We start from the raw sequence: 24,636 nt of genomic DNA on the forward strand, positions 1-24,636 counted from the left end.
AACTTGTCAAGAGAAACTTTAAAATGTTTTCTCTTGCTCACGCTAACAATTTATAATTAACAACAACCCTTGACAACTATCTTTAATCTTTTGAATTTACAATTGACAATTGTCAATTGTTTAAGCGACAAGAAATAGTGTAACAAATCTTTAGAAAAGTGTCAAGACAAACTTTAAGTATTTCAGAAAAGAATCTTTAATGTTTTAAATGATTTTGATCTTAACTGTCAACTATCAATTGTCAACTGTCAACTATTTCAACTAATTTACCCAAATTTATATGTTATCCCATAACCCCCACGCGGATTACTCCAGTTAATATTATCAGGGCAACCATAACGACAAGTACCACATTCAACACATCCCTCATAAGCAACCTTAATTATCTCCTCTTCTTCATCCCATTCATATACTCTTGCTGGACAGATAAAAGTACAAGGCTTCTCATCACATTCATTAACACAGAAGTCTCGATTAATAACTGTTAAATGACTTTCACTATCAGGTTTGAACCTATCTAAATAAAGCTTATCCTCTAAAGTCATCTTTTCACTCATCGCATAACCCTCCAAGCATTAAATAAGTCTTTAGCTATACCAAAGTATGACCTCTTATCCTTTACCTTCTCCAGGATTTTCCTCTGCTTTTGACGCTTTGGCTTCCCATCTACTACAAGTAATTCATGTAAAGCCTCATTTGCTAACTTAGGATATATTTCAAAGAAGTGCGGATTAGTAGCAAAAAATGCTGAAGCATCCTTATACTTATACATATCCTTCATAATAAAGCTATCATCTAATTTCTCTTTATATGAAGAAAGCATATCCATCGAAAAATCTCCTGCCTCTTTAGCTTCAATAGCTGTCTCACCTGCAAGTTTACCTGAAATCATCGCTAGGTTAGACCCTTCTCGATGATAACCATTAACTAACATAGCTGCATCACCAACTACCATTAAACCATCACGATAAAGCTCCGGAATAGCATGATATCCTCCCTCAGGAATTAAATGAGCTAAATATTCTTTGGTCTCCCCTCCTTGCAGTAACTTTGCTACAGTCGGATGACTCTTTAATTCTTCTAGAAGGTCATTAGGATTCATATTAGCATCAACCATATCTGACAGGAGCGCACCTACTCCAACAGATAATGACTTTTCATTAGTATAAATAAAAGCAGTTCCCATCATTCCTTCTGTTGCTTTTCCTACTAACTCTATCGTCTTACCTTCATCCCCATTTAGATTAAACCTTGCTTCTATCGTTTCTCTAGGTAAAGATATTACTTCTTTGACCGCCACTGCTAAATGCTCTGGTGGAATTTTCGGGTGTAACCCTGCTTGCTCACCAATTAATGAATTGACTCCTTCTGCTAAAATAACTACATCCGCCTTTACTTCACCATCTTTTCTTCCTGTCTGTACCCCAACCACTCTTTTGTCATCATAAATTAAATCCTCTACAACTGTTTCTGTAATTAACAATGCACCTGCTTCTTCTGCCTTCTTAGCAAACCATCTATCAAACTTAGCCCGTAAAACAGTAAAATTATTATAAGGTTTCTTAGCAAATTTATTATCTTGATATCCCATAGTTATAACAGAATCATCATCTAAGACCCATATATCTTGTTGGATTATGTAACGTTCTACTGGAGCTTCCTCCCAAAAACCAGAAATTAATTCTTCGGTTGGGTCGCGATATAATACTCCTCCCATAACATTCTTACTACCTGGATAATCACCCCGTTCGAAGATGATAACATTCATCCCAGCTTTAGCCATAGTATATCCAGCCGCCAGACCCGAAGGCCCAGCTCCAATAACTATTGCATCAAATTTCTCTTCAACCATTCCTCTCCCTCCTTTAAACACTAAGATAACATCTTTATAAAAGCCAAAAACTAGCTCTTAACCTAACGCTTTCCTAAACTCTTCAGTCAAAGCTGGGAGAACCTTAAACAAATCCCCAACTACCCCATAAGTTGCTACATCAAAGATTGGCGCTTCTGGATCATTATTAATTGCCACAATAGTATCTGACCGCTCCATCCCTACTAAGTGTTGAATGGCTCCAGATATCCCAACTGCTATATAAAGTTTAGGTCTTACTGTTACTCCTGTTTGTCCCACCTGATGCTCTACTGAAATCCAACCAGCATCTACAGCCGCTCTTGATGCACCAACCGTTCCCCCTAATATATTTGCTAAGTCTTCAATCAATTTAAAGTTCTTTTCTTCACCTAAACCACGACCACCAGCTACAATAATATCTGCTTTATCTAAATAAGCAGCCTTTTTAGCTTCTTCTATTATTTTTAATACCTTTGTCTTAATTTTAGATTCATCAAGCTCTATATTCTCTTCAATAATCTCCCCTTTTCTGTTATTATCTCGTTTAGGCATCTCCATAACTCTAGGACGTACCGTTGCCATCTGTGGTCTATGCTTTTTGCATAAAATTGTAGCCATTATATTCCCGCCAAAAGCTGGTCTAGTCTGTTGCAGATGACGGGTAGCATGGTCTACTTCTAACACAGTACAATCAGCAGTAAGTCCTGTCTCTAATTTTGTAGCTACTGCCCCTGCTAAGTCCCGACCTACGGTAGTTGCCCCTAATAGAATAATCTCTGGCTTATATTTTTCTACTAATTGGATAAAAGCCTGTGTATAAGGCTGAGTTCTATAATTTTTAACTACTGGGTCATCAATTAAATATACTTTATCCGCTCCATAGCTAATTGCTTCATACGCTATATCTCGAGCATCAAATCCTAAGACTACTCCTGTTAACTCTACTCCTAAATCTTCAGCTAATCTTTTTCCTTCTCCTAATAATTCCCAAGAAACAGGAGCTACCTCATTCCGTACCTGCTCTATAAAGACCCAAACTCCCTTATAATCCTGTAACTCTGTAGGTAATTCTTCTTTTGTTTTTGCTTCTGTTACTTTATCATCGGCATCTTCTTCATTATCTAAAGCTAAAGCTTCCGTAGGACAAACCTCTACACATTCTCCATTAGCTGCACATTTATCAGCATTAACCTGCACAGGACCTCCTTCTAATGTTAAAGCATTGGCTGGACAAGCCTGTACACATAACCCACATTCTATACATTTATCTTCAAATATCTCTACTACTTGATTACTCATGTTCTCCCCCCTTTACTACTTATTTGGGATTACCTCTTTCCCGATCAATTTTTCAGCTAAAACACGTGCTGCTCCCTTGGGGTCTTCTTTACCACCAGGAATTATTTCACCCCCTTCTCGTTCTGGTGGTGGGAATATCCGTCCTACTTGTGTTGGAGAGCCACTTAATCCGATCTTGCTTTCATCTAACTCAAGGTCACCTTCTCCCCATACCTCTATCTCAGCCCTAGCTCCTCTAATCATATCTGGTAGACTCGCATATCTAATCTCATTTAAACCTTTAACTACCGTTAATAAAGCCGGCAACTCCGCTTTAATAATCTCTTTGCCACTCTCTAACTTACGACTAATTCGTACTTCATTATTATCTATGTTAACCTCATTAATCCCCACTACATAAGTTAGTTGGTTCCACCCTAATCTAGCTGCTATTCCAGGTCCTACTTGTGCTGTATCTCCATCAATGGCTTGCTTGCCACAAAAGATTATATCTACACGCTCTTCATCTATGATCCTTTTAAGTGCTTGCGTTATTATATAACTGGTTGCTAATGTATCTGAACCAGCAAAGGCTCGATCACTCAATAAGATTCCTCTATCAGCTCCAAAAGAAAGAGCTCTCTTTATAGCCGCTTCAGCTTGTGGTGGTCCCATAGTTAAAATTGTTACTTTCCCATCAAACTCATCTTTTAAGTGTAAAGCTGCCTCAATACCATGCAAGTCATAGGGGTTAATAATAGATGGTACCCCTTCACGAATAATAGTATTAGTCTCTGGATCAATTCCTACTTCTGACGTATCTGGCACCTGTTTTACACAGACTACAGAATGCACACTTATCATCTCCTCTATCTTGCAAATGGTAGTAATAAGTTTCCCATTAGAATCAATAATATTCATTAGACTTAAGCAATCTATTTAAAAAGAAGAAAGTCTACAAAAATATGAGGTATATTGACTAGAAAGTTATCCGCAACTTAAAATTAAGTATAATTTCCTATACGACAAAAAAAGTGTAAGCAGACATCTGCTTACACTTAATCAATAATTTTATATTTTATTTTTTACAAACCGCCACCATTAAATAGTACTTCTCATCTGGCTTTGGAATTTCAATTCTTTGATCTCTTTGACAATAGAGCTTAACTTCGGAAAAATCGGATAATAACTCCCTAAACTCTTCTTCTTTATACTGTCGATAATGGTACGGATTTGAACAAGGCTCATATCGTCCTCTCCCAAAAGGAGTAGAAATAATTAATCTTCCTTCTGGTCTTAGTAAATTCTTTAAATTATTTACAAATCTAAAATCATCTTCAATGTGTTCTACAGTCTCAAAGCTAACTATAGTATCAAATCTACCTAAGCGATCTCTTAAATCAACATCATTAGCATTACCAACTTTAAAATCTATTAGCGGGTGCTTATAATGTTCTTTCGCATAATCAATTACTTGCGAATCAATATCAACACCAACAATCTCTAAAATCCCTTCCCCTAATGCCAGAAGCATCTCTGAACCATAACCAACTCCACATGCTATATCTAATACTCGTCCTTGACAGTAATCGCTAGCAAAACGATACCGAGCTTTATGTTCTATCAGTAACCCGTTCTTTGGATTCATCTTTCTCGGCATTACTCTTTCTTGTGTCAACTTTAACATTTTGATCACCTTTACCTCTATCAGTTACTACGCTAACCTGTTGCTTTTTAGCAACTAAATCATTACGCCGAAAAGCTTGCCAAGTATATCTAGAGCTTGGATTCCAAAGCAACCAACTATCTAGCCCCAATGCTTTTGCAGCTTTAATCTGATCTCTTACTTCTTTAACACCATATACATGTCGCAAAGAAAAATCCTGTAACCATGGACGTAATTTTTCACTTCTTCCATCTAGTTCTCTCTTAGCATCTTGCATACTTTTAAAAATAGTAAAGTAAGGTTCCTTCTCCGGAACTGCTAATCCGTATGCTCCCGGAGCATAGTGAGAAGGATATACCATCGGTGAAATATAATCTACCTTTGCTGCCAAAGAAGAAAAATCCTGCCCAATCCCTAAATCACTTCCAGAGGTTGTCAATCCAAATACATCAATCGATAATGGTATCCCATATTCACCCAATCTAGTTTTCGCATAACTTATAAAGTCATTAATTATCTCTACCTTTGAATCAGCAGGAGCTACAGCTAAATTATATCTGTCTAAGTTTACAAAGGCAGGAAACCGAATATAATCAAGCTGAATTTCATCAAATCCAAGCATAGCAGCTTCTATAGCTAAATCGACATTATAACGCCATACTTCCCTAGAATATGGATTAAGCCAGATCTTACTAGCTATAATCTCATTCTTATCATTATTCTTATCATTATTCTTATCATAGAATTTCAAAGCATATTTACTATCAGTCGCTAACTTCTTATCTTTAAAAACAGGAATCCTTGCAATAGTATATATATTATTTTCCTTGCATTTCTGTAATATACCTTTTAAGTCTCTGATTTTATTAACGTTTGCATCAAACTTCTTAGCTAAACTAAGTTGTGAATTATAGCTTATTTCCCCTTCAACATTCTTAACATCAATAACCATTGCATTCAATTCTGTATTATTAACTAAATATAATAGTCTGTTAAATCTACTTGATAATCCTGCTACCCATCCGGTTAAATAGATACCTTTAATCGTTTTTGGGGATTTAAAGTTTTCAGTATCTACTTTAAATTGTTGAGTTTTACTAAAGTCTTGTCCAGCTTTAGAATTAAACTCCAAATCATTCTTTACCTTAAAGGACTTCTTCATATTAGTACGTTGAACTTTAAATCGAGCCTTAGTTGGCTCTTTATGTAAAGAAATATCTTTTAACATTTGATTACTATCTGCTATAACATTAAAGCTTAATAATAACATGAAAATAATAGTAATTATTTTAACTTTTCTTTTCATGATTATCCCCCTCAACTAAACTCTCTTTAATTACGATTATAACATAAGTCAGTCGAGGAAGATAGCGACAAATTGTGCTAAGATAAGCTTTATTTGCTAAACTTTAATACTGTTTCAATTGCCTCCTGCACTGCATCTTCTACCCCTTCACCTTCTTCAATAGAAGAAATAACACATTCATGAGCATAATTCTCAATTATTGCTAGGCCAACTTTATTAATAGATGATTTAATAGCAGAGATTTGAATTAAGATATCTATACAGTCCTTCTCTTCTTGAATCATCTTTTCAATACCACCAATATGTCCTTTTAACGTTTTTAAACGATTAATTAGATCTTTTCTCATCTTTTCATCAGGCATTTTACCCTTCCTCCTTCTTATTCCCCCCAGATGCAAGGGGTTTATTTTAAAGAAAATTTAAGTCACATTAAAATGTGACTTAAATTAATAGCCTTTATCGTATTATTCTGGCCGCATATGTGGGAAAAGAATTACATCTCTAATTGAACTAGAATCAGTTAATAACATAATCAATCTATCTATTCCGATGCCCAAACCTCCAGCAGGTGGCATACCATATTCGAGCGCCCTAATAAAGTCTTGATCCATCATATGAGCTTCATCATCACCTGCTTCTCTTTGTTCCATCTGTTTTTCAAATCTCTCTTTTTGGTCAATAGGATCATTTAACTCAGAAAATGCATTAGCTAATTCATTTCCCGCAATAAATAACTCGAATCTCTCTGTAAATTCCTTATTTTCTGGCTTCCGCTTTGCTAATGGAGAGACTTCAATTGGATATTCAGTAATAAAAGTAGGTTGAATTAACTTGTCTTCTACAAATTCTTCAAAAAATTCATTAATAATTTCACCTACTGTTGTCTCATCTTCATATTCTACATGATGCTCATCAGCCAAGCCCTTAGCCGTTTGCAAGTCATCTACTTCTGTAAAATCAACATTAGCATGCTTTTTAATTGCATCAATCATTGTTATTCGTGTCCAACCGGGACTCAAATCAATCTCTTCACCCTCATACTCAACCTGTAATGTACCCAGTGTCTCTTCTGTAATAGTTACAATTAAGTCTTCTGTAATATCCATCATATCTTGATAATCAGCATAAGCCTGATATAACTCCATAGAAGTAAATTCTGGATTATGCTTAGTAGAAATACCTTCATTCCTTAGGTTCTTACCGATTTCATAAACTTTTTCAAAGCCACCTACTAATAATCGTTTTAAATATAGTTCAGGTGCTATTCTAAGATAAAGATCCATATCTAATGTATTATGATGAGTAACAAACGGTCTTGCTGATGCACCACCAGCAATTGTATGCATTAGAGGTGTTTCAACCTCTAAGAAATCTTTATCATCTAGATATTCTCTCATACTATGTATAATCTTACTTCTTAAAACAAATGTTTCTCGCACATCAGGATTAACTATCAAATCTACATATCTCTGTCTATACCTTAATTCGACATCTGTAAGTCCATGCCATTTTTCTGGCAAAGGCCTTAAAGATTTAGATAACAATCTAAAATCTTTGATACGCAAGGTGATTTCTCCACGTCGAGTCTTAAATAATGTCCCTTCCACCCCAATATGGTCTCCAATATCTAAAGATATGAATAGTTCATAAAGTTCTTCACCGATTTCATTCTGCTTAGCATATAACTGCATTCTTCCTGACATATCTGCTAAATCAGCAAAACTTGCTTTTCCATGTTCTCTCACTGCCATTATTCTACCTGCTAAGCTAACACTTACTTCATCGCCTAGTTCATCGTAATCATTTAAAACCTCTTCTATAGTATGACTTCTTTCATACTTATCACTATATGCCGCAATCCCTTTTTCAGCTAGTTCATCTAACTTCCTTCTTCTTTCCAACATCAATTCGTTTAAATCCTGTTCCTCTTCCACCATCAAATATCAACCTCCAACTTTATTCCTTTTCTAAGATAATTAATTATTTCTTAATAGCTAAAATTTTGTACGTAATCTTTCCTACTGGAGCATCAATTTCTACCTCTTCTCCTATCTTATGATTGAGCAATGCATTCCCAACTGGTGATGCGTTAGAAATCTTATTATTTAATGGGTCTGCTTCAGTAGTTCCAACTATCTTATAACTAAACTCCTCTCCCGTTTCCATATCTTGAATCCTGACCGTCGTTCCCACATTAACTTCTGTAGTCTTTACTTCATCTTCATTAATTACTTCTGCATTTCTTAACATTCTCTCTATCTCTTTAATTCTACCTTCTACAAATGCTTGTTCATTTTTAGCATCATCATATTCTGAGTTCTCACTAATATCACCAAACTCTAAAGCCTGTTTGATTCTCTTAGCTACCTCTCTTCTTTTAGTACCTCGCAAATATTCCAACTCTTCCTTTAGATTCTTTAAGCCCTCTTTAGTTAAGATAACTTTCTCAGCCATGAACTTCGACCCCTTTTCTTTAAAATTTAGCTAATTTATATTTCTTAAAATCACTACCATTAATTATGTCAAAAACAGAAAATAGTGTCAAGAACTATTCTCTTGACACTCTATAATTATGCCAATTATTAATAAAATATTATAAGTCAATTATTAACCTTTGTCAAGTTGATGAAACAGCTTGTCTCACTTGCTTGAAACGTTCTTCACTAACTTCTTTCTCTGAATAGCGTAGCCCTGCTAACTTAAACCCATGCTTTTGAGCTAAAGCTTGAATCTCTTTTACTTTATGTAGCGAAACATCTTTACCCAAAGTATAATTCTCATATCTTCCTTCCAATGCTAAAATCATCGTCTCCGCCATACAGGCATAAACAGTACGCGGCGGTAACCCAAAGTTAAAATTAAGTTCTACTTCACCAGGCACTTTTACTAGTCCACCTTCAATTACTAGCACGTCACTTCTATTTTTACTAACCTGTTTAGCTACATCCCTTGGTCGAGCTACATCACAGACTATAGAACCCGATTTTAAGTTCTTAGCATCAATTATAGCATCTATAGCACTAGAGACCGTTATTACAATATCAGCTTTAGGTAAAACTCCATTAATATCAGTAGAATAATTTATATTCTGCCCATCATTTAACTTCTTCAAAGAGTCAGTAAATTCCTTCAACTTAATTTCATTTCTCGCTACTAAAGTTAAATTATTAACTTCCTTCACTAGTAGTTTGGTACAAGCTTTACCAATAGAGCCTGTTGCCCCAATAACAACTAAGTTACTTTCCTGCAAATTCAATTCTAACTTTTTAGCAGCTAACCTAATTGCTTCAATAGCTGTGGCTACAGTATAACTATTCCCTGTTGTCACTGGAACATTTAAATTTTTAGCAATTGTAACCCCTCCATCTCCTACAATAGAGGTATAGGCTCCTAAACCAATAATTCTAGCTCCTAATCTTTCTGCTTTTTTACAGGCGTTAATTATCTGTTTTAATACTTTCTTAGTAGGCATAGTTAACATCTGTTCGGCTGTTAAAGTACAGCCTACTAGCCAGCCTTCTGCTTCACTACCTCCCTTAGAACTCAATCCGGTTACATGTGAAGCCTTCACCTGAGGTAAATATCTAATAATCTTTTCTAGAATAGAATCTGGTACTTTACTACTAAAAGGAAACTTACGTGCTAAATCGTTTAATTCTAGTGGATGAATAATAAAACCGAACTTTTTCAATAGTTTCTCCCCCTTAGCATATCTCCTTCTTATTAAGAACCTCAATTCTGGGTTCAAATTCTATTTGGTCTAATAAATCTAAATAATCTGCTGGCTTAACTGCTGCAACTGACTTATTTAAAAGAGCAATAAAGGCTGCTTCTAAAACATTAGTTCCAAACGATCTATTTTGCAACTTAGGTGTAGTAGTAATTAATAATTCTAACCCTCTCTCTTTTAATAATTTAACATCATCATTAGTTACAGTATTGGTTATTATCATCTTATTATTCATATCCTCTGGTAAATATTTTTTAATAAAATGAAAATCACCAGCAATTACATCAGCCCATTGATAATATTCTTCATACTTACAACTGCCACTGGTCTCTTGTTTAGAACCAGTAGGATATAACATCTCAAATGGCATCTTACTCACAAGTGGTCCTAATAACCTAATAGTAAAGTCTATAGCTTTTAAGGACTTAACAGGAATTGGTACGCCTAAACCAAAAATCAGATCACCATAATGAACATTACACCTTAATTCTTCAAATGCTGTAGCCATACCAAATCTATCAGCTGCACTTACTAATAAAATATTTTTATCACTTAAATTAAACTTATACTTCCATTCAAGATCAAAGATAACTCTTCTTTCCAAAGTCATCTTTAATCCGCTACCATCAACTAAAGGAGTCTCTTTTACATTTTCCACTAATTTATTAGCATCTCGTAATTTATACTTCTTATTCTGTGAATAGATATGTAAATCAATACCACCTACTCCTAAAGCATCCACCTCTCCATCTAAATCTGTAAAGAGTTGTTTAGCCTTTTTTAAATCACCATCGGTCCCAATACGCTCTAAAAGAATCTTCTCACCTAAAATTTCTGTCTCAACGGAATGGTCTCTTTTAGTAGAGCCTAGACTAACACTCACTACCCTTTTCATAATCAACACCTCTAATTAAATTCAGTTTCTTATTAGTAATTCTTTATTTTTAATATATGTAGATAAAGATAATTTATGTAAACAGAGATGAAGAGTATAGTTTTCTATATAAGAACAAAGTCAATATACCTCTGAGGTATATTGATTAGAAAGTTATCCGCAATATGAAATTAAATATAATTTCATATACGATAAAAAGGTCTAACATGGATACTGATACCCATGTTAGACCTTTAGATTTCTTCTTTAGCTATTAAACTTAATTTCTAGCATTTAATTTTTCTATATAATCACCTAATATTTTTTTCATCCCACTGACAGTTTCTATCTGATTAACCTTTCTTTTAATTTCAGTACAACCATGTAACCCTTTTACATACCAGGCAATATGTTTTCTCATTTCTCTAACCCCGGTATGCTCACCTTTATAGTCTACCAATTCCTCTAAATGTCTGATCGCCATCTCCACTTTCTCACTAGGAACAGGTGGTGGAAGTAGTTCTCCTGTTTCTAAGTAATGCACCGTTCTTTTAAATATCCAAGGATTTCCTTGAGCCCCTCTGCCGATCATAATTCCATCACAACCGGTCTGGTTTAACATTTCTTCAGCATCTTCAGGAGTAAATATGTCTCCATTCCCGACTACTGGAATCCTTACTGCTTCTTTAACCTGACTTATAATCTGCCAATCGGCTTCTCCACTATAAAACTGCTCTCTAGTCCGCCCATGAACTGCTACCATTGCTGCTCCTGCTTCTTCAGCTACTTTTCCAATTTCAACGGCATTAATACTCTCTTCATCCCAACCAGTTCTCATTTTAACAGTAACTGGAGTTGTAGTCTCTTTAACTAATGCTTCTACAATCTCTGCTACTAACTTTGGTTTTTTCATTAAAGCAGAACCTGCCCCATTCTTAACTATCTTACGAGTTGGGCATCCTAGGTTTACATCTATAATATCCGGACTATAATCTTCAATCACTGATAAAGATTCAGCCATTATCTCTGGTTCTGTACCAAAAATCTGTAATGAAACCGGTCTTTCGTCTTGACTAATAGTTAAAAGTTCTTCAGTCCGTGGAGTCCCATAGACTAATCCTTTAGCACTTACCATTTCAGTACAGACTAACCCACACCCCATCTCCTTAACTATCTTCCGGTATGGCAAATCAGTTACTCCTGCCATCGGTGCTAAGATTACAGGATTCTCTAGTTGGATATTCCCAATTTCCATTAATTTTTCCCTCCAGATTAACTATTGAATTCGGCTATCATCCGTAATCCCTCTAACGTAAGTAAGGAATCAATATGATCTATCTCTTTAGACTCTTCACTAACTAACTCAGCTAGACCTCCAGTTGCAATCACTTCTGCTGATTGATTAATCTCTTCTTTTATCATTCTAATCACACCATCGACTTGTCCAATAGCGCCGTGAATAATTCCGGATTTTAAACTATCAATTGTATTCTTTCCTATAACACTTGCAGGTTTATTTAACTCAACCTTCGGTAGCTTATCTGCATAATTAAATAATGCATCCATAGAAATATTAATCCCGGGAGCAATTGCCCCACCTAAATAGTCACCATTCTTTGATATTAAACAGAAAGTAGTTGCTGTCCCAAAGTCCACAACAATTGCTGGGCCTCCATATAACCTGTAAGCTGCTATAGCATTTACTATTCTATCAGCTCCTACTTCTTTAGGGTTATCCATCTTAATATCAATTCCGGTCTTAATACCTGGACCTACAATCAATGGTTTAACTCCAAAATACTTTATCGCTACTTCCTCTAAAGCATTAACTACCGGTGGAACTACACAAGAAATAATAATTCTACTAATACTGTCTGCCTCTATATTATTATAATTAAAAAGATCGAAGAATAACATACCATACTCATCAGCTGTCTTCTCTCTTTCAGTAGCTATCCTCCAATCAACAACCAATTCTTCCTCATCAAATACACCTAATACAGTATTAGTATTTCCTACATCAATCGCTAAAATCATTTTTTCCTCTCCTTTATCACTCTTATTACACTACGATAATTTTAACAAAGTATACATCTAAAATCAATATAAGAAATTAATTATACTCTACTTGATTTATTAAAAAAGAAAGGATAAAATGTGTACAATCTAGAAATTTAATTATGTTAATAATAATTTTATAAGGAGATGATTTTGATGGGATTATTTAATAAAGTGATGGCTAGTATTGGGATTGGTGCAGCAAGAGTGGATACTATATTAGACGAAATCGATGTGCGACCAGGCGATGAATTAACAGGCAAAGTTAAGATCCTAGGAGGAAATGTTGAGCAAAGAATAGATGATCTTTACCTATATATAATGACGAAATACGAAAAAGAAGTTGATGATAAAAAAGTTAATATAAATGAAAAAATTCAATTAGTTAATATCCCTGTCAGTAAAGATATTCAACCTCAAGAAGAAATTGAAATTCCTTTTTCATTTATTTTAAATGAAAAAACTCCAATTTCAAGTAGTAAGTCACCTGTTTGGATCCATACAGGATTAGATATTAAAAAAGCAATCGATCCTAAAGATAATGATGGTTTGCAAGTAAAACCTCATCCATACCTACAAATAGTGATGGAGGCTTTAGATGAATTAGGATTTAAAATTAGAAAGATTAAAAATGAATACTCCCACCTTTCTAGAAAATTTTCTTTTATGCAAGAACTAGAACTTAGACCTACTAGAGAATTTAGAAATGAATTGGATGAATTAGAAATTCTATATTCAATTCATGATAACTATTTAGAGTTGATAATTGAAATAGACCGTAAAGCCAAAGGGCTTGCTGGCATCTTTGCTGAAGCAATAGATATTGATGAAACTAAAGGAAGATTGCAGATTACAAAAGAAGAATTAAATAAAGGAGTAGATTATACAACAGCTACGATTAGAGATGCTATTAAGAATAATATTTAGTATTTAATTAATTTAAATATAATTTCTTAGACAACAAGAAAGAAGAGTTAACACAATTTGAAGTTAACTCTTCTCTATATACTATTAATAAAGTTCTTGCATAAATAATTATAAAAACTGCTTATTAATAAATCCTCTTAATTCTCAAAGTTAAATAAGCCCCTGCTAATGCCTTAATAAGATCAGGAATAACAAATGGTAGAACACCAACAGCAATTGCTTTCTTTAATCCCATATCAGTAGCAATATTTAATCCTACGACACCTAAAATATAAATTAATATTAGACCAAGAACCATCGGCCCTAGGACACCTAGTAAAGTAATATCTTCTCTCTCTTCTACTATTCTACCTACTATATAAGCAGCTATTGGAAATGAAAAGAGGAACCCTCCTGTTGGCCCTACTAAATGAGCTAATCCAGCACCTCCCCCAGCATAAACTGGCAATCCTACAGCACCAATAAACAGATATAAGATTTGACTTAACAATCCTAATCTAGCACCCAATAAAGCCCCCGCCGTTAAAGTAAAAAGGACTTGCAAAGTAACCGGAACTGGACCAATAGGAATAGTCAAAAGCGCCCCTATAGCAGTTAATGCTGCAAATAATGAAGTTACTATCATCTCTTTCGTCGTCAAATTCATAATTATCCTCCTAAAATTATTAAAGTTCAATTGGATTATTAACTATTAAAAAACCTTAATTAAAACTCTTTTCTGGGTTACAAATACTCTCCCTCCAAAGTCACATCCCCAGCAACTACTCTTTGTCGGTCACCACTATCTAATTCCAATATCAGCCCACCTTCATCATCTACATCTATTGCTCTTCCTGTTAATATCTCTCTCATATTATTGACATTCACTTTTTGGCCCAAAGTCACATTATATTCTCTCCACTCAGTTAATACTGATTTAAACCCTTCTTCTTTTAGCCTTATATATTCATTTTCTAATTCAGCTAATAACCTTAAAAAGAAGTCTAACTTAAGCACTTTCCTACCTAATTCTTCTTGAATAGAAGTTGCTTTCTCTAATAGTTCATTTGGGAATTTAACTAATGGTATATTTAAATTAATACCAACTCCTAATATGATATGATTTACTTTATCTATCTCAGCATTCATCTCTGTTAAGATACCGCTAACCTTTTTACCGTTGATTAATATATCATTAGGCCATTTAATTCCTGGTTCTAATTTAGTTAACTTATCTATGGTCTTTGCTAACGCTACTGCTATTATAAAGTTCAATTGCGAAGCAAAGGCCGGTTTAATCTCTGGACGTAAAATTACAGAAAACCATATCCCTCCTGGCGGGCAAAAATATTCCCTATTTAATCGTCCTTTACCACCTGTCTGTTCTTTGGCAATAATAACTGTTCCTTCTTTAGCACCTTTCCTTGCTTCTGTTTCTGCTAAATTATTAGTGGAGTCTACTCTTTCTTGATAAATAATCTCTCTTCCTAGTATCTTTGTCTCCAAATCTCTCTTTATTTCCTCCGGAGATAAAATATCAGGCGCCTTAATTAGACGATATCCTAATTTTGAAGAAGACTCGATTTGATAACCTTGCTCTCTTAGTCCTTTAATATACTTCCAAATAGTAGTTCGTGACACTCCAAACTTATCACTTAACTCCTGTCCCGAAATATAATCATCAGTATTATGTAAAATCTCTAAGACCTGTTGCTTGCGTTCGGAAGTTTTAGTCATCTACTGTCACCTACAATCCTTTACTTATTCTATTTGAATTATATAAGATTCATTTAACTTTGTCAACCATTATTTTAAAATGGATTAACAATCAACCTTTCTGTTATCTTCATCTACTATCACAACTTTAGGTTCTAACTCTTGAATTTCTGCATCATCCATTAATCCATAAGAAATAATGATTACAGTATCACCTGGCTGCGCTTTCCTAGCTGCTGCCCCATTAAGACAGATAACTCCTGACCCTCTTTCCCCGGCTATTACATACGTTTCTATTCTTTCACCATTATTATTATTAACCACTTGTACTCTTTCATTAGGCAATATATCTGCAGCCTCCATTAAATCTTGGTCAATAGTAATACTACCTATATAATCTAAATTAGCATCGGTTACCGTTGCTCTATGAATTTTAGACTTATGCATCATCCTTATCATTAATCGCTCACCTCCAGCATTAAATTATCTATCAACCTCGTTTCACCAATATAGACTGCTAAGGCAATTAAAACTTTACCTTCTATTCTGTTTAAAGTCTCTAATCTTTCTTGACCAACTATCCCTACATAATCAATTTCAGCCAATGGTTCTGCTTCAATCTTTTCTACTAGTTTTTCCTTTATTACATTTGCATCTCTTAAGCCAGCATTAATTAGATCATCTGCTAACTCTAATGCTTTAAATAAGACTAAAGCAGCTTCTCGTTCTTCTTTATCTAAGTACTTATTACGGGAACTAATTGCTAAACCATCATCTTCCCTTATAATCGGCACAGTCACAATTTCAATATCAAAGTTTAAATCTTTAACCATTCGTTTGACTACTAATACCTGCTGCGCATCCTTCTGGCCAAAATAAGCTCGGTTAGGATTAACAATATTAAATAATTTAGTAACGATAGTACAAACCCCATCAAAATGCCCAGGACGATGAGCACCACAGAGGTGGTCTGTTAAACCTTCTACACTTACTGTAGTAGCTGCACCTGATAAATAAATTTCTTCTGGTTGTGGAGCAAATATCAGATCAACTCCCACTTCAGCTGCCAACTCTGTATCACGCTTTAAATCTCGCGGATACTCATCATAGTCTTCATCCGGCCCAAATTGAGTAGGGTTAACAAATATACTTGTTACTACTATATCATTCTCTTCCTTAGCCGTTTCCATCAAGGCCAGATGACCTTTATGTAAATATCCCATCGTTGGTACAAAGCCTATCTCTTTTCCTTTTGCTCTTTCTTCTTTAATAAACTCTCTAATTTTATAAATTTCTTTTATAATTTTCATATCTTTACCTCCATTGTTTTTTATTTTGAATTTAGGATTATCAAAAACTCTCTTCGATTGTTGGAAATTCTCCTGCTTTAACATCTTCTTTATACTCTTTAAAAGCAGTTACTATCTCTTCCTTAAAATTAGCATATTTTCTTACAAATTTAGGAGTAAAATCAGCAAAAATTCCTAACATATCTTGTGTGACTAAAACCTGTCCATCACATTCTTTTCCCGCCCCAATACCAATAGTTGGAACCGAAATAGTCTCTGTCACTTTTTTAGCCAATTCAGCAGGAATACACTCTAATACTATAGAAAATACTCCAGCTTCTTCTAAAGCCTTAGCATCAGCAATTAATTTTTTAGCTGCTGCTCCTGTCTTTCCTTGGACTTTAAAGCCACCAAATTGATTAACTGCTTGTGGAGTCAAACCTAAATGCCCCATTACCGGAATTCCTGCTTTAATAATCGCTTCCACTTCTGACACTATCTCTCTTCCACCTTCTAACTTCACTGCTTGTGCTCCACTCTCTTTTACAATTCGCCCGGCATTCTTTACGGTTTGACTAATATCAGCCACCTTGTAAGCCATAAAAGGCATATCCGTAACTACTAAAGTATTCTCTGCTCCACGCACTACAGCTTTAGTATGATGAATCATATCGTCAAGAGTTACTGCTAATGTGTCTTCATAACCTAAGACCACCATCCCTAAAGAATCACCAACTAAAATAACATCGATCCCCGCTTCATCTATTAAACTAGCTGTCGGATAATCATAAGCAGTTAAAACTGTAATCTTATCCCCTGTCTCTTTCTTCTGACTTAAACTCGTAGTTGTTACTAGCTTTTTACTCATTATTAAGCCCCTCCTCAGTTAAGATTTCTTTTAGTTCCTCTAACTCTTTTTTAGTAACGCTTCCTTTCTTTTGAGCAACTTCAACCGTATTATTCCCTAAGTCCCGATATAAATCTAATTCTCCTGGCAACAATGCTTCTAATGATTCTAAATGCCCTTCAATCGTCTCCGTATCGCCTCTAGAAATTGGACCAGTTAATGCCTTTGTTGGGCCTAAGTCATTAATATTATCTAAAGTCCCTTGCATCAATGGCAGTAACCCCTTTAAAGCCTTTTCAGGGGCAACACCTGCCTTTTGATTCATTTTTAATGCTAAATTAATAATGGTCACTAAATAATTAGAAGCTACACAAGCAGCTGCATGATATAAAGGCTTAGCTTGCGCAGAAATCACTTCATAGTCAACTCCTAATTCTGTTAATATTTCTTCTCCAGTCTTACAACCTAATTCATTCCCCTCCATAGTAAAGAAAGAGTTTGGTAAACTATTAATTCCTTTCTCTACGTCAGCTACTGACTGTAATGGATGTAAAGATAATCTACCATACCGCTCTTCATCCTCTAACTGAGGAATCAAGATTTGTGAACTATGAGCACCACTGCAATGAATTAAAGAAGCACCTTCTTTCACTAAACCTTTAGTAAACAGTTTCTCTGCCACTCCTTGAATTGATTGGTCAGGAGTTGTAATTAAGATTAAGTCTGCTTTTAAAATAAATTTTCTATACTTTGTAGTTGCAATCCCCTCATCTATTAGATCAACCCCAGCCTGGGCTGACTCTAAACGACGACTAAGAAACCCTAAAATTTCATAACCTTTCTGATGCAATAAATAGCCTATACTCTTCCCTATAGCCCCAGCCCCAATAACTACTACCTTTTTACACACAACACAACCTCCTTTTAACTAAATAGAATCCATATAGTACAACTTTTCCGTCTATCGTCCATTCTATAAATCGAAAGAATCACTGTCCTCTATACATAAAAAGCCTCCTTATCCGCAATTCGATGACGGACAAGAAGGCTTTAATAGGCATGATTGAATATAGCTAGCCATAATTAATTACAGCTAAATATCCTTAACCTTTAAGCTTAACTTCTTTCCGTCTCGGTCCTGATTAGGATCAGAGCGGTACAAAGTTGATTATGTAGTTTATCTATTATTATAACATTATTAAGCCACAAACTCAAAAATAACTAAAAAATGCCACCCAAAGGTGGCGTTTTTTAGTTTAATTACTGTAATGCTGTTTTTCTATTTCATTCTCCTTCTCTTTAAAAAACCACTTCTTAAAGATAGTTATTAAAGCAGGTAGAATTAATAAAGTTGCCATTGATGAAACTGCTAATATAGTTGAAATCAAAATCCCAACTGTCTTATAAGGAACCAAAGGAGCAAGTAACAATGGTAAAAATCCAATAGCAACTACTAAAGCATTTCTGGTTATGGCTCTAGCCGGTTCACCAAACATTTTAACCATAGTCTCTTTCCATGAACCAGTCTCTTCATATAATTCACGACTCCTTTGAATAAAGTGAATAGCAAAGTCAACCGACAATCCCAAAGTTAGAGAAGATAGAACTGCAACTGGCATATCATAACTCTTACCCACTAAACCTATCATCCCATAAGATAAAGCTACTGTTACACTAAGCGGAACCATACTTAGTAATCCCCATGAAACTGATCGGAAGAGGAAAGTCATCATTACTAAAACAATTACAAAAGAGCCTAATAATGACTTTAACATTCCCATTACCATCTTATTCTGCCAAACTACATTTACATACGTCAATCCTGCCCAATTGAATTTTAGATTACGTGGTGGCGGATGTTCAGCTATCCATTTATTAATCTTCTCTTCTACTTGTTGCATATTCTGATTATCACCTTTCTTTAACTGTACCCAAAGATTAATCCGCCTATAATTTGGTTCAGCAAAGTGCCATAAGTCATCAGGATTATGGCTATTCTGAAAAGAAATTAATGTCTGTCCTACTGCAGCTGCAGAATTAGGAATTTTGTAGTACTTTTCTTTACCCTGTCGTAATTCTTTATAAACTTTTTTTACTACATCGGGTAAACCGCTTACTTTTCCTACATCTCCTGTAGCCATTAGTTGCTTCTGTACTTTACTTATATACCTTAGTACTTCCGGCTGCTTAAAAGTCTGGTATTCTGTCTTCATATCGCTTACTGCAAAAGCTAAGTCATCCATAGCCCATCTCAGATCACCGTTTGACTCTTCCTTAATCTGGTCAATCTTCTTCTTAACTGTGTTAATAAATTTAATTTGATTATAATTATCTCGCTTTACATACTGCTTAAATGTTCTATTAACTAGATTAGTTATCTCGTTGAAATAATTTGAACCTAACCTAGGATACATCTGCTTTACATCTCTTACTTCAGCAAGTAAATCATCTTTAGTAGTCTGCAAGCCTGCTTTATTCTCTTTAGTATCCCAAACCATATAAGCCATATACGTTCCACCAAAATGCTCATTCAAAACCCTGTCTGCTTCACGTATAGGATGGTCTTTTTCAAACCATTTTACTGGATTATCATTAACAACAATCTTTGTAATGCCATAACCAGAAATAAGAATTATGATTAAGGTAACTACTATGATTAATTTTGCTCGTTTATAAGCGAAATCTCCTAATGAAAGAAGTGATCTTCCTAGTAACCCTCCAGAACCTTCTTCATCAGCTCCAAAGTCCTTCAAGGACTCCTCTTTAATAAACATGGTATAGGCTGGTACAAAAGTTATTGTTAAGATCCAAGCTAACATAATTCCAATCGCCACAAATATTCCAAAAACTCTTACCGGCGGTATAGGGGTTAATGCTAAAGAAACAAATCCTACACTAGTAGTCAATGATGTATATAACATTGGAACAAATAGTTCATCCATTACTTTAATAATTGTCTCTTTTTTGTCTCTAATATGCTGATATCGATCATAAAATTCACTTAATATATGAACCGAATCAACTACTGCAATCGGCATTAAAAAGATTGGAATCATAGAACTCATAATATGCACTTTAAATCCTAATCCAATTAGTGCTCCCATAGTTATGATTACACTCATCATTGCAATTATCATTGGGGAAATTATAACAGATAACTTTCTAAAGAAGAACCATAGTAACAAGAAGATGATCAACATTGCTAATGGAGCTGATATCGCCATCTGTTTAAACATCTGGAATCCAAAAGTATCTTCTGCAACTGGTAACCCACTTATATAGTATTCTTCACTTCCTGCCAACTTACTAGTATATTCTTTTATTTTAGAAGCAACTTCATAACTCAAATCTTTACTTTTGATTGGAATATAGATTGCTAATGCTTTACCATCTTCAGAAACCATAGTTCCTTTTAAGATTGGATTATCCATAGCTTCATCACGTATTCTGATGGCTTCCTCTTTAGTCTTAGGCGGTTTATCCATTAACCAATTAAAATTAACCGTTCCTAAACCACCTTGTTCAATATTATCTTGTGTTGAAGGAGCAATTATATCCGAACTAATTACTCCTTCTATCTTTTTAACTTTATTTGTAATTTGATATACATTTTTTAAAGTCTTAGGATTAAATACTCCATTAGTACTATCTTCGTTAACTACCCCTAAAACCACCATATCATATAGCTCAAAATCTTTCTTGGTTTGATCATGAAACTGTCTTACAAATTCATCTTCACTTAACATATTTTCCGGGTCGGTATCTATTTGAATTTTAGGAATCTGTGTTGCTAATAAAATAGTCAAGATTATGAAGAAGATAACCACTGCCCGGGGGTGATTTACTGAAAGGTTAGTAACTTTCTCTTTGAAATTCATAATTTCCCCTCCCTTAATTGTCTTATTTTATACTTTTTATTTTAAATTTCTAACATTTCCTCTATGTTCAGGTAATCCTAATGCCCGCAAAAGAGTAATCATCGGGCACCATTTAGTAAAAGCAGATTGAAAAAGGTTCAAACCAACAAACGCTGTAAAGTAAAGCCAATTTTGACTATGATAAATAGATAATAATACTGATAACATAATGAAGAAACCTGCGATTGCTCGTAAAGCATCATTAATAGTCATCTTTATAACCTCCTAATTTAGTTTAGGTTTAAATTCAATTGCCTTGTGCTAATAACTATATCTCATTCGGAAATAGAGATTAGAGTTATCTTCTAGCTGTCCGAAGAAAGTATGCTCTTTATCCCCGAAGAAGACATTTCCTCCCATAGCAACATTCAAATTGTCTGTCCAGTCATAACTAACTTTTGGTCTTAAGTACCCATCATCATCGGTTGGTGAGTAGTAAGTGAATAGACCAAGTCGCACCGTCTGTCTATTTAGAAGTTTAGTTAAACGTAGAGTAGTTACTTCCCTATTCTCATCTGCCATGTATTTGCTATTCGGATAAGTAGCTTTATATTCATCATAATCTTGCATATGTTCTAAGTTATACTGCAAACCAACTGTTAAATCATTTCCTAAATCTCGTTTATAACCTATTAAACCTTTGAAATATGAATTAGGTATATTAGGATTACTCCCATCTTCATCATCTACTGAATCATGGTATCCTAATTCAAAGTTACCAATCCCACCGAAAATATTACTTCGCCAGCTACCACCATAAGTATTTAAACGTGAAAATTCAAGTTTAGAGTTAGGCTGCTTATGAAAACCACGATAGCCATAAAAAGCTAACTCATGTCCTTTATAGTTTTTCTTGACTCGTAAAGCTAACTCTCCGTTACCCCAATCTTTTTCAGGGGGCCCAACTTGTGAAGAAAAATCTTTGATAATAGTTCGACCAGCTTGAGTATTAAAATATGCTAATCGTTCCCCATCTAGATACCTATCCGGTTCAAAAGTCGGTGTCCAAACCACATCTACAATAGATCCTTTAGGAAAGAACGAAAATTTGATTGAATCAGATGGTGCTTTTAAATACTCTGTATCTCTTCCTAAAAAGAATGATTTATAATCTTTAGGGAATAGATCATTAATAAAGATCAAATCACCAGTTCCCCAAGTTAGCACCTGTCTCCCTGCCTTTATTTCAAAGTTAGGTGAAGGATAGCCCCAAATATAAGCTTCTCGTAGTTTAATCTCTGCTTCATCTGTTATGCCATCATTAACTATATCTGTCTTAACCTGAAATTCAGCCGCTGGACCTAAGGCATTCCAATATTCAAGCTGAACTCTAGTTTCAGATAAAACAAGATCATCTTTAATATAGTTTGGTGTATCATACCTACCTCCTAGCGATTGTTCAACAAAACCATGAAAAGGTAAGTCTTTTGCCTTTGAAGTTGATGGGCTCAACACCAACATAATAGCAACTAAAGCCATTAATAACAAAGAAGTCTTGAATCTTTTTTTCATCATTAATACCTCTCCTTCCTATAAATTTATCGCAACCATCTTCTTGGCGGTCGTCGTAAGTAACGTTCACTAAAAATACGATCCGGTAACTCTAGATCATATTTAATACGTAAAAAACGATTAATAGTATAAGCTCCTGTCTCTAAATTCTTTGCCTTCATTACTGTTATTGTCGGATAACCTTGAATCTTTTCTACCTTTTCTGCCGTTATAACTCGATACACTTTGTCGTTCTGATCATAGTATTCAGATTTTACAGGAATGAAGTTATCCTTATCTATCCACATTTTATAGTAAGCAAATTTAACATTAGCCTTATCCTTTGGAATATGTTTTAAAATATAATAATCTTTATCCTCTCCTATTAAGATATGTTTATCTTCTTGTAACCCTCTCCCTGAGATATCTTCATAAGTAAAATGAGAACCAACAAAGCTAGAACGTTTATCACTAGCAGCTATTCTTCGCACTAAGTCTAAAGCAGGTAAGTATAACCATCGGTCATCTTGACTCCCAGGATTTTTATACACCATATAGACCATTTTTCGAACATCTGCAGGCTCATGAAAGTATGCATAAATCTTCTGTTTACCATTGTTCTCTACATCTTTTCTTAGCATAGTTAGTCTTCTATGTCTTCTACGACCTTGTTGGTCTACAATCGTCATATCTACAACAGAGCGTCCATCCTTACCTTGATAATAAGCAGCCGTATAGGCTCTTTGTATAATTTCATCTACTGATAATTGCTTAGCCATCACTCTTTTTGTTCTTAAGCCTAATCCAACCGAACAGGCTAATACCCCAATTAACATCCATACAATAATTTTTTTTGACATCATAACTACCTCCTAGTCTTTATTTTTTAATATCCCCCTCCCGTAGGGGAGTGTGTGAATATTATATATTACTCACCTTAATTTGTCAATACTTTAAAAAAGTTCTTTTTTTCTCAAATTAAACTTTGAATACATTATTCTTTAATAATAAAAAAAGCACCTAAAGCTTAGATATCTAAGCTTTAGGTGCTTTATAATTAAACTAAATTATTTTACTTTAGCTTATAATTTAGAATAAGCCGCTGATGTTACCATCTGCATCAACATCAATCTCTTCAGCTGATGGAACCTTAGGTAAACCAGGCATTGTCATTACTGCACCGGTTAATGCTACTAAGAAACCTGCTCCCGCCGAAACATTAATCTCTCTAACTGTAACTTCAAAGTCAGTTGGTCGACCTTTCTTAGTTGGATCGTCAGAGATAGAAGACTGAGTCTTAGCCATACAGACTGGCATATTATCGAAGCCTTGTGCAGTTAACTTCTCGATATCTTTCTTAGCTTCGTCAGTGAATACTACACCGTCAGCACCATAGATCTTTGTAGCGATAGTTTCGATCTTTTCATCGATAGGCATATCTAGTGGATATAACTGATCGAAGTCATCATTACCTTCTTCCATAGCTGCTAATACTTTCTCAGCTAATTCTTGACCACCTTCGCCACCTTTTGCCCAGATTTCAGATAATGCTACGTTAACACCTTTTGCTTCGCAAAGCTCTCTAATCTTGTCAAGCTCTGCTTCTGTATCAGTAGGGAATCTATTAATAGCAACTACTGCAGGTAAGTTGAAGTTCTCAGTAATGTTTTCGATATGCTTTGCTAAGTTTTCAAACCCTGCTTCTA

Annotated in this window: 25 protein-coding genes; 1 reads left to right on the forward strand and 24 read right to left on the reverse strand. The window is 34.7% G+C overall.

What is annotated here, in order from left to right; genetic code table 11:
- Positions 1-266: 266 nt before the first annotated feature.
- The 13 genes from BM077_RS12720 to BM077_RS12780 all read right to left on the reverse strand — a co-directional run bounded on the left by BM077_RS12720 (position 267) and on the right by BM077_RS12780 (position 12,743).
- A complete protein-coding gene (locus BM077_RS12720; protein ID WP_218124699.1) occupies positions 267-557 on the reverse strand; it encodes a ferredoxin family protein in 291 nt (96 codons plus the stop codon).
- Positions 554-1,852, reverse strand: coding sequence for an FAD-dependent oxidoreductase (locus tag BM077_RS12725; RefSeq protein ID WP_089750949.1), 1,299 nt, complete (start codon positions 1,850-1,852; stop codon positions 554-556). The genes BM077_RS12720 and BM077_RS12725 overlap by 4 nt, the downstream gene beginning before the upstream one ends.
- Before the next feature lie 57 nt (positions 1,853-1,909).
- A complete protein-coding gene (locus tag BM077_RS12730; RefSeq protein ID WP_090095292.1) occupies positions 1,910-3,151 on the reverse strand; it encodes an electron transfer flavoprotein subunit alpha in 1,242 nt (413 codons plus the stop codon).
- Between the two features lie 15 nt (positions 3,152-3,166).
- Positions 3,167-3,985: an electron transfer flavoprotein subunit beta/FixA family protein gene (locus tag BM077_RS12735; protein WP_089750953.1), complete on the reverse strand. Its 819-nt coding sequence runs from the start codon at positions 3,983-3,985 to the stop codon at positions 3,167-3,169.
- A gap of 223 nt (positions 3,986-4,208) precedes the next feature.
- Entirely contained in the window at positions 4,209-4,817 is a 609-nt protein-coding gene (locus tag BM077_RS12740) for a class I SAM-dependent methyltransferase (protein ID WP_089750956.1), read from the reverse strand.
- A complete protein-coding gene (locus BM077_RS12745; protein WP_089750958.1) occupies positions 4,744-6,102 on the reverse strand; it encodes a putative glycoside hydrolase in 1,359 nt (452 codons plus the stop codon). Before BM077_RS12745 ends, BM077_RS12740 begins: the two co-directional genes overlap by 74 nt.
- 89 nt (positions 6,103-6,191) lie before the next feature.
- Positions 6,192-6,464 (reverse strand): metal-sensitive transcriptional regulator, encoded by a 273-nt coding sequence (locus tag BM077_RS12750; protein ID WP_089750961.1) that lies wholly within the window; start codon positions 6,462-6,464, stop codon positions 6,192-6,194.
- A gap of 102 nt (positions 6,465-6,566) precedes the next feature.
- Entirely contained in the window at positions 6,567-8,039 is a 1,473-nt protein-coding gene (lysS, locus tag BM077_RS12755; RefSeq protein WP_089750963.1) for a lysine--tRNA ligase, read from the reverse strand.
- A gap of 43 nt (positions 8,040-8,082) precedes the next feature.
- Positions 8,083-8,556: a transcription elongation factor GreA gene (greA, locus tag BM077_RS12760; RefSeq protein ID WP_089750965.1), complete on the reverse strand. Its 474-nt coding sequence runs from the start codon at positions 8,554-8,556 to the stop codon at positions 8,083-8,085.
- A 163-nt stretch (positions 8,557-8,719) separates the two neighbouring features.
- The gene (locus tag BM077_RS12765; RefSeq protein WP_089750967.1) at positions 8,720-9,793 is read right to left on the reverse strand and encodes a polysaccharide biosynthesis protein; all 1,074 of its coding nucleotides are present in this window, start codon (positions 9,791-9,793) and stop codon (positions 8,720-8,722) included.
- A gap of 13 nt (positions 9,794-9,806) precedes the next feature.
- Positions 9,807-10,727, reverse strand: a complete 921-nt coding sequence (locus tag BM077_RS12770; RefSeq protein ID WP_089750969.1) for a quinate 5-dehydrogenase — start codon at positions 10,725-10,727, stop codon at positions 9,807-9,809.
- Between the two features lie 259 nt (positions 10,728-10,986).
- Positions 10,987-11,961, reverse strand: coding sequence for a tRNA dihydrouridine synthase DusB (dusB, locus tag BM077_RS12775; RefSeq protein ID WP_089750971.1), 975 nt, complete (start codon positions 11,959-11,961; stop codon positions 10,987-10,989).
- A gap of 17 nt (positions 11,962-11,978) precedes the next feature.
- The gene (locus BM077_RS12780; protein ID WP_089750973.1) at positions 11,979-12,743 is read right to left on the reverse strand and encodes a type III pantothenate kinase; all 765 of its coding nucleotides are present in this window, start codon (positions 12,741-12,743) and stop codon (positions 11,979-11,981) included.
- A 177-nt stretch (positions 12,744-12,920) separates the two neighbouring features.
- Between BM077_RS12780 and BM077_RS12785 the strand changes: the two genes are divergently transcribed.
- A complete protein-coding gene (locus BM077_RS12785) occupies positions 12,921-13,691 on the forward strand; it encodes a sporulation protein (RefSeq protein WP_176941735.1) in 771 nt (256 codons plus the stop codon).
- Between the two features lie 124 nt (positions 13,692-13,815).
- On the opposite strand, the gene BM077_RS12790 is transcribed toward BM077_RS12785, so the two are convergent.
- The 11 genes from BM077_RS12790 to BM077_RS12840 form a co-directional block, all read right to left on the reverse strand.
- Positions 13,816-14,337, reverse strand: coding sequence for a biotin transporter BioY (locus tag BM077_RS12790; protein WP_089750976.1), 522 nt, complete (start codon positions 14,335-14,337; stop codon positions 13,816-13,818).
- A 77-nt stretch (positions 14,338-14,414) separates the two neighbouring features.
- Entirely contained in the window at positions 14,415-15,407 is a 993-nt protein-coding gene (locus tag BM077_RS12795; RefSeq protein WP_089750978.1) for a biotin--[acetyl-CoA-carboxylase] ligase, read from the reverse strand.
- Positions 15,408-15,491: 84 nt separating this feature from the next.
- Positions 15,492-15,845 carry an aspartate 1-decarboxylase gene (panD, locus tag BM077_RS12800; protein WP_089750979.1) on the reverse strand — a complete coding sequence of 118 codons (354 nt, stop codon included), beginning with the start codon at positions 15,843-15,845 and terminating at the stop codon, positions 15,492-15,494.
- A complete protein-coding gene (panC, locus tag BM077_RS12805; protein ID WP_089750981.1) occupies positions 15,845-16,696 on the reverse strand; it encodes a pantoate--beta-alanine ligase in 852 nt (283 codons plus the stop codon). Before panC ends, panD begins: the two co-directional genes overlap by 1 nt.
- A 40-nt stretch (positions 16,697-16,736) precedes the next feature.
- Complete coding sequence (gene panB / locus BM077_RS12810) at positions 16,737-17,543, reverse strand: 3-methyl-2-oxobutanoate hydroxymethyltransferase (protein ID WP_089750983.1); 807 nt, start codon at positions 17,541-17,543, stop codon at positions 16,737-16,739.
- A complete protein-coding gene (locus tag BM077_RS12815; RefSeq protein ID WP_089750985.1) occupies positions 17,536-18,432 on the reverse strand; it encodes a Rossmann-like and DUF2520 domain-containing protein in 897 nt (298 codons plus the stop codon). Before BM077_RS12815 ends, panB begins: the two co-directional genes overlap by 8 nt.
- Before the next feature lie 346 nt (positions 18,433-18,778).
- Positions 18,779-21,400 carry an efflux RND transporter permease subunit gene (locus BM077_RS12820; RefSeq protein WP_090003563.1) on the reverse strand — a complete coding sequence of 874 codons (2,622 nt, stop codon included), beginning with the start codon at positions 21,398-21,400 and terminating at the stop codon, positions 18,779-18,781.
- A 36-nt stretch (positions 21,401-21,436) separates the two neighbouring features.
- Positions 21,437-21,652, reverse strand: a complete 216-nt coding sequence (locus BM077_RS12825) for a YgaP family membrane protein (protein WP_089750989.1) — start codon at positions 21,650-21,652, stop codon at positions 21,437-21,439.
- Positions 21,653-21,700: 48 nt separating this feature from the next.
- On the reverse strand, positions 21,701-22,954 hold the full coding sequence (locus BM077_RS12830; RefSeq protein WP_089750991.1) for a hypothetical protein: 1,254 nt from the start codon (positions 22,952-22,954) through the stop codon (positions 21,701-21,703).
- A gap of 23 nt (positions 22,955-22,977) precedes the next feature.
- Entirely contained in the window at positions 22,978-23,790 is an 813-nt protein-coding gene (locus tag BM077_RS12835; protein ID WP_089750993.1) for an outer membrane lipoprotein-sorting protein, read from the reverse strand.
- A 229-nt stretch (positions 23,791-24,019) separates the two neighbouring features.
- Positions 24,020-24,636, reverse strand: a 617-nt coding sequence (locus BM077_RS12840; protein ID WP_143079006.1) for a formate--tetrahydrofolate ligase, incomplete at its 5' end; no start/stop codon positions are given.

It is taken from the genome of Candidatus Frackibacter sp. WG13 (assembly GCF_900114655.1).
Taxonomy (GTDB): domain Bacteria; phylum Bacillota; class Halanaerobiia; order Halobacteroidales; family Acetohalobiaceae; genus Frackibacter.

What these genes read in the sequence shown, in the direction of transcription:
- BM077_RS12720 (WP_218124699.1), bottom strand. Translation starts at nt 557, where the DNA reads ATGAGTGAAAAGATGACTTTAGAGGATAAGCTTTATTTAGATAGGTTC.
- BM077_RS12725 (WP_089750949.1), bottom strand. Translation starts at nt 1,852, where the DNA reads ATGGTTGAAGAGAAATTTGATGCAATAGTTATTGGAGCTGGGCCTTCG.
- BM077_RS12730 (WP_090095292.1), bottom strand. Translation starts at nt 3,151, where the DNA reads ATGAGTAATCAAGTAGTAGAGATATTTGAAGATAAATGTATAGAATGT.
- BM077_RS12740 (WP_089750956.1), bottom strand. Translation starts at nt 4,817, where the DNA reads ATGTTAAAGTTGACACAAGAAAGAGTAATGCCGAGAAAGATGAATCCA.
- BM077_RS12745 (WP_089750958.1), bottom strand. Translation starts at nt 6,102, where the DNA reads ATGAAAAGAAAAGTTAAAATAATTACTATTATTTTCATGTTATTATTA.
- BM077_RS12750 (WP_089750961.1), bottom strand. Translation starts at nt 6,464, where the DNA reads ATGCCTGATGAAAAGATGAGAAAAGATCTAATTAATCGTTTAAAAACG.
- lysS (WP_089750963.1), bottom strand. Translation starts at nt 8,039, where the DNA reads ATGGTGGAAGAGGAACAGGATTTAAACGAATTGATGTTGGAAAGAAGA.
- greA (WP_089750965.1), bottom strand. Translation starts at nt 8,556, where the DNA reads ATGGCTGAGAAAGTTATCTTAACTAAAGAGGGCTTAAAGAATCTAAAG.
- BM077_RS12770 (WP_089750969.1), bottom strand. Translation starts at nt 10,727, where the DNA reads ATGAAAAGGGTAGTGAGTGTTAGTCTAGGCTCTACTAAAAGAGACCAT.
- dusB (WP_089750971.1), bottom strand. Translation starts at nt 11,961, where the DNA reads ATGGAAATTGGGAATATCCAACTAGAGAATCCTGTAATCTTAGCACCG.
- BM077_RS12780 (WP_089750973.1), bottom strand. Translation starts at nt 12,743, where the DNA reads ATGATTTTAGCGATTGATGTAGGAAATACTAATACTGTATTAGGTGTA.
- BM077_RS12785 (WP_176941735.1), top strand. Translation starts at nt 12,921, where the DNA reads ATGGGATTATTTAATAAAGTGATGGCTAGTATTGGGATTGGTGCAGCA.
- BM077_RS12790 (WP_089750976.1), bottom strand. Translation starts at nt 14,337, where the DNA reads ATGAATTTGACGACGAAAGAGATGATAGTAACTTCATTATTTGCAGCA.
- BM077_RS12795 (WP_089750978.1), bottom strand. Translation starts at nt 15,407, where the DNA reads ATGACTAAAACTTCCGAACGCAAGCAACAGGTCTTAGAGATTTTACAT.
- panD (WP_089750979.1), bottom strand. Translation starts at nt 15,845, where the DNA reads ATGATAAGGATGATGCATAAGTCTAAAATTCATAGAGCAACGGTAACC.
- panC (WP_089750981.1), bottom strand. Translation starts at nt 16,696, where the DNA reads ATGAAAATTATAAAAGAAATTTATAAAATTAGAGAGTTTATTAAAGAA.
- panB (WP_089750983.1), bottom strand. Translation starts at nt 17,543, where the DNA reads ATGAGTAAAAAGCTAGTAACAACTACGAGTTTAAGTCAGAAGAAAGAG.
- BM077_RS12820 (WP_090003563.1), bottom strand. Translation starts at nt 21,400, where the DNA reads ATGAATTTCAAAGAGAAAGTTACTAACCTTTCAGTAAATCACCCCCGG.
- BM077_RS12825 (WP_089750989.1), bottom strand. Translation starts at nt 21,652, where the DNA reads ATGACTATTAATGATGCTTTACGAGCAATCGCAGGTTTCTTCATTATG.
- BM077_RS12830 (WP_089750991.1), bottom strand. Translation starts at nt 22,954, where the DNA reads ATGATGAAAAAAAGATTCAAGACTTCTTTGTTATTAATGGCTTTAGTT.
- BM077_RS12835 (WP_089750993.1), bottom strand. Translation starts at nt 23,790, where the DNA reads ATGTCAAAAAAAATTATTGTATGGATGTTAATTGGGGTATTAGCCTGT.